Genomic DNA, 13,446 nt, shown 5'->3' with positions numbered 1-13,446 from the left:
CCCTGCGATAGCAATATCGCAGGGTTTTTTGCTTTGGCTCTACACCTCCGCCATGCCGCCCATGTTGTAGCCGATCGTCATCCCGGCGTCTGCCCTGTAGACGCTCGCTTTGACACACCAGGTTTGCTCGATATTTTCAGGGGTGAGCACTTCCGCAGGCGCGCCCGTGGCCGCGATACGGCCGGCCTTCAGAAGGATCAGCCGCTGGCAGTAGTTAGCTGCCAGATTGAGATCGTGCAGCGCCACCACCACCGTAAGAGGCAGTTGCGATATAAGTCGCATCAGCTCCAACTGGTGCTGAATGTCCAGGTGGTTTGTCGGCTCATCAAGCAGCAACACCCGGGGCTGCTGTGCCAGCGCTCGCGCTATCTGGGTTCGCTGACGCTCCCCACCAGACAGTTGCTGCCACCGCCGCTGGCGTAATCCGCATAGCCGCATGAGGCTAATCGCCTCTTCCACCGCCATATCATCATCGCGAGTGCTTCTCTGAAACGCCTTCCGGTAAGGCGTACGTCCCAGCCGCACGATTTCCTCGACGGTCAGTTCTCCCTCAACGTCGGCATGTTGCGGGACGAAGGCTAACTGCCGCGCGCGCGTTTTTAACGGCATCACGCTAAGCGACGTGCCATTAAGCGCGACGCGTTCACTGTGGTGTGGAAACAGCCCGGCAAGACAGCGTAACAGCGTTGATTTGCCCGAGCCGTTTGGCCCTAACAGGCCGACAATCTGCCCGGATGACAGGTCGAGATCGATATCCTCAAGCACTGTCTGTGCTTGTCGGGTCACACTTAACCCGGAGACGGAAATATTCATGGATGCTCCTTCCGGTTTTGATAAAGCAGCGCCACAAAGACAGGTGCGCCCACCAGCGCCGTCACCACGCCGATGGGAAGCACCTGGTGCACAATCAGCGTGCGTGACACGACATCGGCCAGGATCATAAAGTGCGCGCCGATAAGAAACGTCAGCGGGATCGTGCGGCGATGGCCCGGACCGCTGAGCATGCGCGTCACATGGGGAATGACCAGCCCCACAAATCCCACTGCGCCTATGGCACTGACCAGGGTTGCGGTGACGAACGCGCAGGTCAGCAACAGGATAATTCGTACAGCGGTCACCGGAATCCCGAGGGTGGTAGAGACCTCGTCTCCAAAGGTAAAGGTGTCCAGCGCCCGCGCAAAGAGGCATACCATCAGCAGGCCCGTTAACGTAACGGCCAGCGCCAGCAGCGCGTCCGGCCAGCGCACACCGCTCAGGCTGCCCATTAACCAGAACATAACGCTACGCGACTGCTCGGCATTGGCGGAGGTGCTGACGATATACGCGGTCATGGCGTTGAAGAGCTGTGTGCCCGCAATGCCTGCCAGCAAAATGCGCGACGGGCTTGCGCTCATGCCGTTTGTAATCAACATGATGAGCGCAAAAGCGGCGCAGGCGCCAACAAACGCACCGCTGCTCACGCCAATCACGCTCCCCCCGATACCGAGCAGCATCACGCAGACGGCCCCCAGCGAAGCGCCTGCTGAGATGCCCAGCAGATAGGGCTCCGCCAGGGGGTTGCGCAGTATTGACTGGAGCACCAGCCCGCACAGCGCCAGGCCGCCGCCGCTGCAAGCAGCCATTAATGCGCGGCTCATGCGGTACTGCCAGACGATGCCTTCCTCGGGTTGCGGCAGAACGTATGCAGTCAGCCCAAGACCATTGAGGATCGCTTTTCCGGTAACGGCATACGATACCGGCATATCGCCGATACTCGCGGCAAAGACCAGCATCAGCGGCAATGCCACGGCGCCTGCCGCCATTAACCCCTGCTGGCGGCGGGGAGAAGATACATGACTCATTATTCGCCCTGGAATGAAGCCAGCCGATCGCTGATAAGCTCAACCGCGTCGACGTTACGCAAAGAAGGGTTTAACGACATTGCGGGCACCACAATAATCTGATTATTCCTGACCGCCGGAATGTTTCTTGTCACCGGATCGCGTCGTAAAAAGGCCTCTTTTACCGCGGCGTCATCGGCAGGGTAGAGCCTGCGTGACATCTGAGCGATGACGATAACGTCTGGCTGCATTTGGGCAATATGTTCCCAGGTGACAGCGGGCCATTCATCATGCGAATCAATAACGTTCTTTAACCCCAGCGTGCGGCTGATCCAGCCAGGTGCGCCGTAATTCCCTGCCACCCAGGGATCGCCATTCAGGCGGCTGCTTGAAAACCAGAAGACAACCTTCAGGGGTTTTGCTGAGATGCGCGCCTGCGCTTTCTGAATCCGTTCTGTCAGCGCACGATTGAGCTGCTCGCCGCGCGCGGGAACATCAAAGATGGCGGCCAGGTCTGTGACTTCGTGTTTTATTTCTGCCAGTGAAAACGGCGTGCTCCGTGCTCCGTCAGCGTTTGAGGTTGCCGTCACCGTTTTGTCCGTGCAGTCGGCAGGGGAGATCCACGTCTTAATCCCCAGGGATGCAAACTGCTCGCGTGTTCCCACCTCGCCCTGCGGGCCAATATGCCAGTGATACTGAGCGAGGACGAGTTCCGGTTTTTGTCCCACCACGGCTTCAAAAGAGGGGGAGTTATCCGCAAGCCGGGGGAGTTTTTTTCCGGCATCAGCCAGCGAATCCGGGAGTTTGCCGAACCAGACTGAGGTTGCGGCGACAGATTTTTCCAGCCCCAGCGCGAGCAGCAATTCCGTTTCATGCTGACCCACGGTAACGACGCGCTGTGGCGCTTGTGTAAAGGTCTGCCTGACGCCGCAATTTTCAATCGTCAGCGGGTAAGTTGTTGCTGCAAACGTGGCTGGTGCCATGGCCAGCAGTACTGTCAGTAATAACCCTTTTTTCAGAAGCATAAAAATCAATCCCAAATTGTTATGTTATAACATAATGCATATATTGTGACTGAGCGCAACACGCTGCCTGCCTGACATTTGCCGGTGCCTGTAATGAGAGGGAAACTTCATATTCAGATTAACGTCGCCGAAGTGAGTCATGACGCCAGAGGGCGGGGTGATGGTGAGCAAGTGTAACTTTATGCAATTTCACGCTTTACATCATGCTCAGAGATGTTTATAGTGCGCCTCACTTTGGAAGCGTGGCCGAGCGGTTGAAGGCACCGGTCTTGAAAACCGGCGACCCGAAAGGGTTCTAGAGTTCGAATCTCTACGCTTCCGCCAAATTCGAAAACCCTGCGATAGCACTATCGCAGGGTTTTTTCGTTTTACAGCCCAATCACCAGCTCAGCGGAATGACTTCTTGAGCAACACAGCGCCACATGCGGGTTCGGGGCGTTTTTCTCTGCCTCTGACTGTACGCTGTCCCGGTGATCCACCACGCCGTCAATCACCGGTGTCAGACACGCACCGCAGATCCCCATCTCGCAGGAGAGCGGTACGGCCACACCGTTTTCCTGCAGCACCTGGGCAATAGTTTTATCAGCGGGCACAGGCCAGCGCTCTCCGGTGGAGGCCAGTTTAACCGTGAAGATCTCGCCACTTTCAGCGCCGGTATCAGGCGCAGCGGGTTGAAACGCCTCGCTGTGGATCGTGGCGCCATCCCAGCCTTTCGCCGTCGCCACCTCACGTAGTTTTTCCATAAACCCGGCCGGGCCACAGACCCAGGCGTGAAGACCCGCCGCGGCCACCGGGATATGCTCTGCCAGCAACGTGCGCGGGCTGGTGGTATGGATAACGCATTCGCCGTGCTTCAGCTGCGCCAGCTCGCGGGCGAAAGCCGCGCTTTCAGCGTGTTTGACATAATAGTGCAGAGTGAACGGGGTTCCGGCTGCTTCCAGCTGCAGGGCCATGGCATACAGTGGCGTAATCCCGATCCCCGCAGCCAGCAGCAACACCCGTTCGGCCTTCTGCAGGGCAAACAGATTGCGCGGCGCGGAGATCAGCAGCGTCTGACCGGGACGCAGCGTCTCATGAATATAGCGCGACCCGCCGCGCGAGGCGGTTTCCCGGCCCACGCAGATCAGATAGCCTTCACTCCCGCATGGGCCGGTCAGAGAATACTGACGAATTACCCCGCAGGGCAGATGCACGTCGATATGCGCACCGGGCTGCCACTCTGGCAGCGCTTCACCGTTTTCCGCCACCAGCCTGACGGCGAGGCTTTTGTTCCCCTGACGCCACAGCCCGTCGACGATAACGCTTAAGATATCACTCATGACAGCCCTCCATCAGACCAGGAAAAACGCGCCAAAACCCATTTTTTTCAGCCCCCGGCGATAGGCAATCGAGCTTTTATCCGCGGGAATATGGGCTTCAAGGGTCAGATCCAACGGCAAACTTTCCGGGCGCTGGGTCTCGACCATCAGGCGGTCCTCCTCAAAAATTCGCAGGTTAAAGGCATGCACCTCTTCCACCGGGATATGCAGATCAAAGTTGCGCGCAATCGGGGCAAACATGCGGGTGACGCGTGACGAGACCGGCGACGCGGCGTTCATGATCACCAGCCGGGATTCGCCCGGAAAATGGATCGTCAGGGTGGCGGTAAACGGCAAATGCATTTCAAAATGGCGCAGCCACTGGAAGCCTTCCGGCGCCTGCACGTCAGCGCTCGCGGGATAATTGCTCACCGAACTCCAGTAGTCCGCTACAAAACCAAACGGTGTTTCCTGTGGCTGATAGGTCGGGACGAGCTGGTTATCCGGGTCCGCAAAGGTGCTGGTGTGGATCCACGCAAAATGCGCCACATCCAAAAATCCTTCCACCTGGCGGCCAGCGAAGCCATTCACCTCAAACGCCGGACAGTTGATCTGCTGAAAGCCGTCGTCATCCCAGTGCGGCATGGTGGGCAGCGGCATCGGGTTGTCGGGGTCAAACGCCAGACACGTCCAGATCAAGCCAAAGCGCTCCTCCACGGCGTAGTTAATCAGGTTGAGTTTCGCCGGTACCGGCTGGTCGGGGCTGGAGGGAATACGGTTGCAGCGGCCATCTTCCCCGAAGCGCAGGCCATGGTAGGGGCAGATAATCCCGTGCTCATCATGAAAGCCCAGCGTCAGCGGCACGCCGCGATGCGGACAAACGTCGCGAGCGACCACGACCTGGCCGTTCACGCGGTAGATAACCAACGCTTCGTCCAGCAGGGTCGCCTTAACCGGCGCCGCGCCAATGTCGCAGGCGCGCGCAACCGGATGCCAGCACTTTGCCAGACGCAGCCAGTCCTCTGGCTCAAACGTGCAATGGGCGGGTGGTACAGGTGCTTTATTCATGTGTATTCCTCTTACGTTCAGCCTAATGGTCCGCCCTGAATGGTGTCGCACAAACCGTTGATAATGCGCTCCCCGGTCTCCTCTCTCAGCTCCTGATACCAGGCTCTGGTTAACGCCATATCTTTACCGTGCGTGACGTCGCAGCGCTTGCGAGCCTTCAGCACCAGGTCGCGTACCCGATCGCAGCGCAGGGCTTCGTACTGCCGCAGCGCCAGCGTAATGTTGTGGTTTTCGCGCAGACAATCACCCAGCACCACCGCATCCTCCAGCGCCGCGCAGCCGCCCTGGCCGATATCCGGCGTGGTGCTGTGCGCCGCATCGCCGAGCAGCGCCACGTGGCCGCGTACCAGGCTGTCGAACGGCTCAATGTCGTGGATTTCAATGCGGTTGGTGGTATCCGGATCCAGCGCGGCGATCAGCTTCTGCACCGGCGGCGCCCAGCCGCGGAAGTAACCCGTGAGATCGGCTCTGAGGGTGGTGCGATCTTCCGCCAGACCGAGGGGAAGCGGGACATCAAAAAAGAAATAGAAGCGGCCACCGGAGACGGGCATCAGCGACACACGCTTGCCTTCTCCCACGAACGTGGTCCACTGGTGGGCGGGGGCAATCTCTTCATCAATCTTCACCAGCCCGTTCCAGTTAACGTAACCGGCGTAGCGGCGCTCGGGGGTATACCCCAGCACGTACGGGCGCACCGCCGAATGGCTGCCGTCGGCGGCAATCAGAAAATCGCCCGTCGCCGTGCTGCCGTCGGTAAATGTTACGCTGACGCCAGCATCATCTTCCCGGACGTGTTCGACGCGCTTGCCGAACTGCACCCGCTCGCGACCCCAGAAGTCCAGCATCTCGCGCTGCAGTTCAGCGCGCGAGACGGGGCAGGGGCGTCCCCCGGTGCGCTCCACCAGCGGGGCCAGGCTAAAGCGGGTCAACGTGTCGCCGCGCCGGTGATCCTTGTAGGCCATAAAGCGCATTGGCCCGCCGTATATCTCAATGATGTCGCCCATGCCGAGGTGCTGCATGCATTTCACCCCGTTGGGCCAGATGGAGATGGCCGCGCCAACGGGTTTGATCTCTTTTACTGCTTCAAACACGGTACAGTCGATGCCCGCCTTTTCCAGCGCGACAGCGGCGCTCAGGCCACCAATGCCCGCACCAATGACGATTGCTTTCATGCTTCTCTCCTTTTGCCGGGTGTCATTAACATCAGCAATTTGCGTACCAGGCTGCAGAGTGGGGTAAAGGGCGTTGTGGGAGGGATGTTTGCACTGCTAAGGTGCGTTATCGCGGTGGGAATGCCTTTTTATGAATCAATAATTTCCAGTTTAGGGTTAAGGAATCAACTGTTTCAGGTCTCAGGCAAGAGTGGCGTGTTTTGTGCAATGTTCAGGGACGATGATGACACGGGAGGAACCATGATAACGCTGGACGATTTTAATTACCGGAGTCACGAAGAGGTGCTTACGCTATTACACCCTTGCGTGGCCATTCCCGGCTGGGCCGAGGCGCTGGTCGCCGGGCGGCCTTATCCGAGCCGGGATGCTCTTTTTGATGCGGCCCAGGCGCTGACGAAAAGCTGGGATGAACACGCGCTCACGCGGGCCCTGAGCGCGCATCCGCGCATCGGTGAGAAGCCCATGGGCACGCAGGCGGAGGCGGCGCTGTCGCGTCGGGAGCAGGGAGCGGTGAATCATGATGATGCCCGGCTTGCTGAGGCGTTGCGGGCAGGCAATGCCCGCTACGAAAGTCGTTTCGGGCGCGTCTTTCTGATCCGCGCCAAAGGCCGCAGCGGGGAGGAGATCCTCCAGGCCCTGAACGCGCGGCTGGAAAACAGCGATGCGCAGGAGGTGCAGGCCGCACTGGATCAGCTGCGGGAAATTACCTTATTACGACTGGAAGGAGTCATTGGCGCATGAGCACGCTCAGTACACATATTCTGGATATCTCGACGGGCAAACCCGCGCAGGGGGTGACGGTACGCCTTGAACAGGACGCGGAGATCATCGCAACTGGCGTGACCAACGCGCAGGGCCGCATCACCGAATTTGTTCCCGTCCTGCCTGCGGGCCGCTATCGGCTGGTGGCCGAGACTGGCGCCTGGTTTAGCGAAACGGGGCGCGACACGCTCTATCCCTGCGCGCAAATTGATTTTCTTATCGGCGACACGGCAGATGAGCACTTCCATCTGCCGTTTGTGATTGCTCCTGGCGGCTGGTCAACCTACCGCGGCAGCTGACCACACTGGCTCGCCGTTGACCCAGGTTTGGCTGATATTACGCTCGTCGCCCAGGGTCATCAGCACAAACAGCTGCTCGTAGATATCCTTGCAGCGCCCGCTACGCAGGCGCTGCAGCGGGGTGACGGCCGGGTCGATCACGATAAAATCGGCCTCTTTGCCCGGAGCGAAGTTGCCAATTTTGTCATCCAGACGCAGGGCATGCGCGCCACCCAGCGTGGCATGATAAAAGGCCTCGCTGGCGCGCAGGCGATAGCTCTGCAACTGACCCACCTTGTAAGCTTCCCCCAGCGTACGCAGCATGCTGAAGGTGGTACCCGCGCCGACGTCGGTGCCGATACCCATCCGCACCTTGTGCTGCCAGCAGGCGGGTAACCGAAACAGCCCGCTGCCAAGAAACAGATTGGAAGTAGGGCAAAACGCCACCGCCGATCCGGTGTCGTGCAGGCACTGCCACTCGCTGTGGTGCAGATGGATCCCGTGAGCAAACACGCTGCGCTCGCCGGTGAGGCCGTAGTGGTGATAGACATCCAGATAACGTTCATGCTCCGGCCACAGGTCATTAACCCAGGCCACTTCGTTCGGGTTTTCGCTCAGATGGGTCTGCAGCCAGGTGTCCGGAAACTCCTCTCTGAGTAAACGCACCGCCGCCAGCAGTTCCGGTGATGAGGTGGGCGCAAAGCGTGGCGTAATGGCATACCCCAGCCGTCCATGGTGGTGCCAGCGCTGGATTAGATCCCGCGTCTGCTGGTAGCTCTGTTGTGCCGTTTCAGTCAGGTAGTCCGGGGTGTGCCGGTCCATCATCACCTTCCCGGCGATAAGGCGCATATTCAGGCGCGATGCTTCGGTAAACAGCGCATCCACCGATTGCGGATGCAGTGTGCAAAACACCAGTGCGGTGGTAGTGCCGTGGCTCACCAGCTGATTTATGAAAAATTCCGCAATCTCTTTTGCGTAGCTCTCGTCGGCAAACTGGCTCTCCACCGGAAACGTATAGGTGGTCAGCCACTCCAGCAACTGCTCGCCGAAGGCGCCGATCATCTCGGTCTGCGGGTAATGAACGTGGGTATCGATAAAGCCGGGCAGCAGCAGTTTGCCGCGCAGGTCGGTGTAACCCTTGTGCGGGTCAAGATATTGCTCTCCCTCCTGCCAGGCCATGAGCGCCACGATTTTCCCGTGGTGAATAAACAGCAGGCCGTCCTCCTGGTAGCGCGCATGGTCGGCAATCAGGTCTGCGCTGTCGCAGACCCGGGCGATATCGAAAAATGCACCGCGTATCGCAGTCTGGTAATCCATCACGGCTCCTGTCTGATTGTTTGCGTGGCCTCGGGTGACGTGAAGTGAGCGGCGGACGCCCCTTCGCGCTCTTCGCGCGCCAGCCAGCGGTAGGTTACCCCGCCAAGGAACACGCCAATGAACCAGCTAAAGTTTGCCACCTCATGCAGCGCCGGGATGAAGCTTATCACCAGCCCGACGGCAACCGAGGGGATCAGCGCGCCGATGGCTTTCGGGTTAAAGCCGTTGCGGTACCAGTATTTCCCTTCTGGCGTGTCATCGAACAGGTCGTCCACGGATACCTTGCCACGCTTAATCAGGTAGAAATCGGCAATCAGGATACCGAACAGCGGACCGATAAACGCCCCCAGCACATCCAGGGTGTAATGAATAAGCTCCGGGGAGTTAAACAGGTTCCACGGGGTTAACAGGATCGAGCCGACGGCGGCAATCATTCCCCCGGTGCGGAAGCTGATTTTCTGCGGGGAACAGTTAGAGAAATCAAACGCCGGGGAGACGAAGTTGGCCACGATGTTAATCCCGATGGTGGCGGTGATCATGGTCAACAGACCAATCGCCACCGCCAGATCGTTGCCCACGCGGCTGACGGTTTCAATCGGGTCGGTGATCATGCGGCCAAACAGCGACTGGGTACCGGAGACAATCACCACGGTCACGATGGAGAACAGCAGGAAGTTAAACGGCAGGCCCCAGCGGTTACCGCGGCGGATTTCCCCCATGCTTTTGCCGTAGCGGGAGAAATCACCAAAGTTGAGCAACGGGCCTGAGAAGTAGGAGACCACCAGCGCCGTGGCGGTGATCATCTGCCAGGTCTGCTCGCCCGCGCTCAGGGATTTGCTGGCGAGGGTAAAGGAGATCCCGTCGAATCCGGTCTTGTATACAATCCATCCTGCCAGCGCCAGCATCACCACATACACCGCCGGGCCGGCGATGTCGATAAAGCGCTTGATGGCATTCATGCCGTGCCAGAAGACCATTGCCTGCAATACCCACATAATGGCAAAGCAGACCCAGCCCAGGTGCGACAGTCCGAGGAACGCGCCGGTGGTGAGCGACGAGAGCGACGGCCAGAACTTCAGCGCCACCAGCATCAGGGCGTTAGCGGCCAGATAGGTCTGAATGCCGTACCAGGCAAAGGCGATAAGCCCGCGGATCACCGCCGGAATGTTTGCCCCGAACACGCCAAAGGCCTGACGGCTGATCACCGCATACGGCACGCCCGCCATCTGGCTCGGTTTCGCCACCAGGTTGGCACACAACTGCACAATGCAAATTCCCACCAGCAGGCAGAGCAACACCTGCCAGCTTGCCAGCCCGAGCGTAAAGAAGCTCGCGGCGACCACGTATCCCCCCATGCTGTGGACGTCGGACATCCAGAAAGAAAAGATGTTGTACCAGCTCCAGTTCTGGTCACGCGTCGGTGCCAGATCCTCATTGCAAAGCCGTGGGCTGTATACCGCACCGGAATCAGCGGCCGTACCGTGTTGCATATTTTGTCTGTTTGGCATGAAACCTGCTCCTGTGAATGAAAAACCCGTTGAGTGGGAGTGCAGACGGTGTTGCAGGATCCAGGCCAAAATAATAAATCTTGTATGCAATATTTTATTTTTATGTATACGATTCGATAGCGAAAAGTAAAAAGTGGAGTGGTTAATGAACAACGTGAACAGTCTGCACGCCGCGCCAGACCTGCAAGACAAAGACGAATCCATCTTTCAGGCGCTGATGACCGCGATTGTCGAACATCAACTGCTGCCGGGAAGCAAATTGCCGGAAGAGGCGCTGGCGGAGGTCTTTGGCGTGAGTCGTACGGGCATCCGTAAGGTGCTGCAGCGACTCGCCGCTGTGCAAATGGTCACCTTAACGCCCAAACGTGGTGCACACGTTGCCAGCCCGACGGTCGAAGAGGCCCGGCAGATCTTTCGCACCCGCGCGCTACTGGAGGTCGCCAATCTACCGGACGTGCTGGCGCACTGTCAGCCGCCGCATCTGGCCGCGCTGGCGTCAATCATCCGTCAGGAGCAGCAGGCGCATGAGGCTTACGACGGCCCGGCGGCGATCCGCCACTCCGCAAATTTCCATATTCAGCTGCAGGCCATCTCCGGCAATCAGGTCCTGACGGAGATGGTGACCCGCCTGAGCCAGCGCTCCTCGCTGGTGATTGCCACCTGGGGCGCGCCGTGGCGTCAGGGGTGTCGCTGCAATGACCACGAACAGCTTGTGGAGCTGCTGCGTCAGAAAGCGCTGCAACCCCTGAGTGATGCCTTAATGCACCATTTTGAACACATCGTCGCCAGCCTCTGTTTCGAACGGGCGGGGGAATGCCTGCCCGATTTTGCCCGGCTGTTCGCCAGCCACAAGGAGTCGTAATGTCGTCTGTCCGTATACAAGTCATTAATCCCAATACCAGCCTCGCAATGACGGAAACCATCGGCGCGGCCGCCCGCGCGGTGGCTGCGCCGGACACGGAGATCCTCGCGGTCTGCCCCAGTGCGGGTGTGCCCTCAATCGAAGGCCATTTTGATGAAGCCATTGCCGCCGTGGGTGTCCTTGAGCAAGTCAAAAAAGGCAGAGAGCAGGGGGTGGAAGGGCACGTGATTGCCTGCTTTGGCGACCCAGGGCTGCTGGCCGCGCGCGAGCTGGCGCAAGGGCCGGTTGTCGGCATTGCCGAAGCTGCCATGCACATGGCCACGCTGGTGGCGACGCGCTTTTCCATCGTCACCACGCTGCCGCGCACGCTGATTATCGCCCGTCATTTGCTGCAGCAGTATGGTTTTCAGGATCATTGCGCGGCCCTGCACGCGATTGATCTCCCGGTGCTGGCGCTGGAAGACGGCAGCGGCCTGGCGCAGGAGAAGGTGCGCGCGCGCTGTATACAGGCCCTGAAAGAGGATGGCTGCGGCGCCATCGTACTGGGCTGTGGCGGGATGGCAACGCTCGCCCAGGAGCTTACGCGCGAGCTGCGCGTGCCGGTGATCGACGGTGTCAGTGCGGCGGTGAAGATGGTGGAATCGCTGGTGGCGCTGGGGCTGTCAACCAGCAAGCACGGGGATCTGGCCTTCCCGGAGAACAAACCGTTAAGCGGACATTTTCAGGTATTGAATCCATTTTAATTTTTGGGGGGGTAGCAATGGGGCTTTTTGAAGAGGGTTATCCGCGGGATCTGCGTGGCTACGCAGGCAACCCGCCGCATGCGCAGTGGCCGAATCAGGCACGCATCGCCGTGCAGTTTGTGCTCAATTATGAAGAGGGGGCAGAAAACCACGTCCTTCATGGCGATGCCGGGTCGGAACAGTTTCTCTCGGACATCATCGGAGCGGCCAGCTATCCCGACAAACACATGTCCATGGACTCCCTGTACGAATACGGCAGCCGCGCCGGGTTCTGGCGAATCCATCGTGAATTTCAGAAACGCGGCCTGCCGCTGACGGTCTTTGGCGTGGCGATGGCGCTGGCACGTCACCCGGAGATTGTCGCGGCGATCAAGGCGGCGGATTATGACGTGGTCAGCCATGGCTGGCGCTGGATCCACTATCAGAATATGGATATCAACCAGGAGCGGGAACATCTGCACAAAGCGGTGCACGTGCTGACCGATCTGTTTGGCAAGCCGCCTACGGGCTGGTACACCGGGCGCGACAGCCCCAACACGCGCCAGCTGGTGGTCGAGCACGGCGGTTTTGACTACGACAGCGACTACTATGGCGACGACTTGCCCTTCTGGACGGAAGTGGCCTGCAGCGATGGCAGCCGTAAACCGCACCTGATCGTGCCCTACACGCTGGACGCGAACGACATGCGCTTCGCCACCGCCCAGGGGTTTAATACCGCCGAGCAGTTTTATACTTACCTGAAAGACAATTTTGACGTGCTGTATGAAGAGGGTGAAAGCGCACCGAAGATGATGTCCATCGGCATGCACTGCCGCCTGCTGGGGCGTCCGGGACGTTTTCGCGCGCTGCAACGGTTCCTGGATTATGTGCAGCAGCATGAGCGGGTCTGGGTCTGTACCCGCCAGCAAATTGCTGACCACTGGCGGGACGTGCATCCGTTTCAGAAATAGCGATGTCGTATTGTGCCGGGTGTCGGCTGCGCCTTACCCGGCCTACAGCATCCGCAGGGCATACGGGACATTGTAGGCCCGGTAAGCGCAGCGCCACCAGGCAGGTTTTTCAGCGTTACACCATCAAACTCACCTGCGCCGCCATGATCCGCCACCCGTAAGCAAACCGCACCCACGTCTGCTGCTGGCGGCTAATGCGTTCTGTGCCCTCGCGGGTAAATTCGGTGCTGCATACGCTATAATCCTCCCAAAGCAAAATCTGAAACCCAAAAGAACGGCCTGAAGTTGGTCGCTCCGCTCGCCGTTTTCTTGTGTACCCACCATGGGGCATGAGGCTTTCTTTATCTGAACGATTGATTTTTCATCATATTAGCCGGAAAATCCCTGCAATTTTAAAGGGAAAGGCAGACACCGGATGTTCACACTCTACATGCAATGGGAAGCCAGGCGGAAACTGGCTCCGGCTGATATTCAGTTCATCCTCACGCCACGTGAATCACTTGAGATGGCGAGCATATTTTACGAACTGGATTATCTGGAATATGACCAGCGTTACCCTTTTCACCGTCATAGTGTCCCGAAACGGCGGCAAGGTGTTCACCACCGCCATGCGGCGCAGCCCTACAGACGCAAGCACAGGTCG

Annotated in this window: 13 protein-coding genes, 1 tRNA gene and 2 pseudogenes; 7 read left to right on the top strand and 9 right to left on the bottom strand. The window is 59.0% G+C overall.

Features of this window, described 5'->3' with window-relative positions; genetic code table 11:
• Positions 1 to 39 precede the first annotated feature (39 nt).
• The 3 genes from M8370_RS15430 to M8370_RS15420 are packed head-to-tail and all read right to left on the bottom strand — an operon-like array spanning position 40 to position 2,845.
• Positions 40 to 813, bottom strand: coding sequence for an ABC transporter ATP-binding protein (locus tag M8370_RS15430; protein WP_058661152.1), 774 nt, complete (start codon positions 811 to 813; stop codon positions 40 to 42).
• Positions 810 to 1,841 (bottom strand): FecCD family ABC transporter permease, encoded by a 1,032-nt coding sequence (locus M8370_RS15425; protein ID WP_095427249.1) that lies wholly within the window; start codon positions 1,839 to 1,841, stop codon positions 810 to 812. Before M8370_RS15425 ends, M8370_RS15430 begins: the two co-directional genes overlap by 4 nt.
• Positions 1,841 to 2,845, bottom strand: coding sequence for an ABC transporter substrate-binding protein (locus tag M8370_RS15420; protein ID WP_108453606.1), 1,005 nt, complete (start codon positions 2,843 to 2,845; stop codon positions 1,841 to 1,843). The genes M8370_RS15425 and M8370_RS15420 overlap by 1 nt, the downstream gene beginning before the upstream one ends.
• A 236-nt stretch (positions 2,846 to 3,081) precedes the next feature.
• On the opposite strand from M8370_RS15420, the gene M8370_RS15415 reads away from it, so the two are divergent.
• Positions 3,082 to 3,169, top strand: a tRNA-Ser gene (locus tag M8370_RS15415).
• Between the two features lie 44 nt (positions 3,170 to 3,213).
• Here M8370_RS15415 and M8370_RS15410 read toward each other — a convergent pair.
• From M8370_RS15410 to hpxO, 3 genes are read right to left on the bottom strand one after another with little or no spacing between them, the layout of a single operon-like run.
• Entirely contained in the window at positions 3,214 to 4,164 is a 951-nt protein-coding gene (locus tag M8370_RS15410) for a PDR/VanB family oxidoreductase (protein WP_250021288.1), read from the bottom strand.
• 12 nt (positions 4,165 to 4,176) lie between these two features.
• Entirely contained in the window at positions 4,177 to 5,211 is a 1,035-nt protein-coding gene (gene hpxD, locus M8370_RS15405; protein WP_038985564.1) for a molybdenum cofactor-independent xanthine hydroxylase subunit HpxD, read from the bottom strand.
• A 17-nt stretch (positions 5,212 to 5,228) separates the two neighbouring features.
• A complete protein-coding gene (gene hpxO / locus M8370_RS15400; RefSeq protein WP_250021287.1) occupies positions 5,229 to 6,383 on the bottom strand; it encodes an FAD-dependent urate hydroxylase HpxO in 1,155 nt (384 codons plus the stop codon).
• 240 nt (positions 6,384 to 6,623) lie between these two features.
• Here hpxO and uraD point away from each other — a divergent pair, with 240 nt between their 5' ends.
• Both uraD and uraH read left to right on the top strand, forming a co-directional pair.
• Positions 6,624 to 7,124, top strand: a complete 501-nt coding sequence (uraD, locus tag M8370_RS15395) for a 2-oxo-4-hydroxy-4-carboxy-5-ureidoimidazoline decarboxylase (protein WP_045295752.1) — start codon at positions 6,624 to 6,626, stop codon at positions 7,122 to 7,124.
• Entirely contained in the window at positions 7,121 to 7,444 is a 324-nt protein-coding gene (uraH, locus tag M8370_RS15390) for a hydroxyisourate hydrolase (RefSeq protein WP_038419051.1), read from the top strand. The genes uraD and uraH overlap by 4 nt, the downstream gene beginning before the upstream one ends.
• Here uraH and guaD read toward each other — a convergent pair.
• Together guaD and M8370_RS15380 are read right to left on the bottom strand one after the other, a co-directional pair.
• A complete protein-coding gene (guaD, locus tag M8370_RS15385; protein ID WP_029883240.1) occupies positions 7,424 to 8,740 on the bottom strand; it encodes a guanine deaminase in 1,317 nt (438 codons plus the stop codon). The two genes, uraH and guaD, sit on opposite strands and share 21 nt — an antisense overlap.
• Positions 8,740 to 10,248 carry an NCS1 family nucleobase:cation symporter-1 gene (locus M8370_RS15380; RefSeq protein ID WP_114519449.1) on the bottom strand — a complete coding sequence of 503 codons (1,509 nt, stop codon included), beginning with the start codon at positions 10,246 to 10,248 and terminating at the stop codon, positions 8,740 to 8,742. Before M8370_RS15380 ends, guaD begins: the two co-directional genes overlap by 1 nt.
• Before the next feature lie 145 nt (positions 10,249 to 10,393).
• Here M8370_RS15380 and M8370_RS15375 point away from each other — a divergent pair, with 145 nt between their 5' ends.
• From M8370_RS15375 to puuE, 3 genes are read left to right on the top strand one after another with little or no spacing between them, the layout of a single operon-like run.
• Complete coding sequence (locus tag M8370_RS15375) at positions 10,394 to 11,110, top strand: GntR family transcriptional regulator (protein ID WP_013097231.1); 717 nt, start codon at positions 10,394 to 10,396, stop codon at positions 11,108 to 11,110.
• Complete coding sequence (hpxA, locus tag M8370_RS15370) at positions 11,110 to 11,853, top strand: allantoin racemase (RefSeq protein WP_502799558.1); 744 nt, start codon at positions 11,110 to 11,112, stop codon at positions 11,851 to 11,853. Before M8370_RS15375 ends, hpxA begins: the two co-directional genes overlap by 1 nt.
• Before the next feature lie 17 nt (positions 11,854 to 11,870).
• Complete coding sequence (gene puuE / locus M8370_RS15365) at positions 11,871 to 12,803, top strand: allantoinase PuuE (RefSeq protein ID WP_250021315.1); 933 nt, start codon at positions 11,871 to 11,873, stop codon at positions 12,801 to 12,803.
• Positions 12,804 to 12,918: 115 nt separating this feature from the next.
• On the opposite strand, the pseudogene M8370_RS15360 reads toward puuE, so the two are convergent.
• Positions 12,919 to 13,113, bottom strand: a pseudogene (locus tag M8370_RS15360) (AtzH-like domain-containing protein); the annotation flags it as partial.
• 105 nt (positions 13,114 to 13,218) lie between these two features.
• Between M8370_RS15360 and M8370_RS15355 the strand changes: the two are divergent.
• Positions 13,219 to 13,446, top strand: a pseudogene (locus M8370_RS15355) (DUF6883 domain-containing protein); the annotation flags it as partial.

The organism is Enterobacter cloacae complex sp. OE43NF (assembly GCF_023544405.1).
In the GTDB taxonomy this organism is placed as follows: domain Bacteria; phylum Pseudomonadota; class Gammaproteobacteria; order Enterobacterales; family Enterobacteriaceae; genus Enterobacter; species Enterobacter cloacae.
Note: the sequence above shows the minus strand (reverse complement) of the source record. Positions and strands in the feature narration are given on the sequence as shown.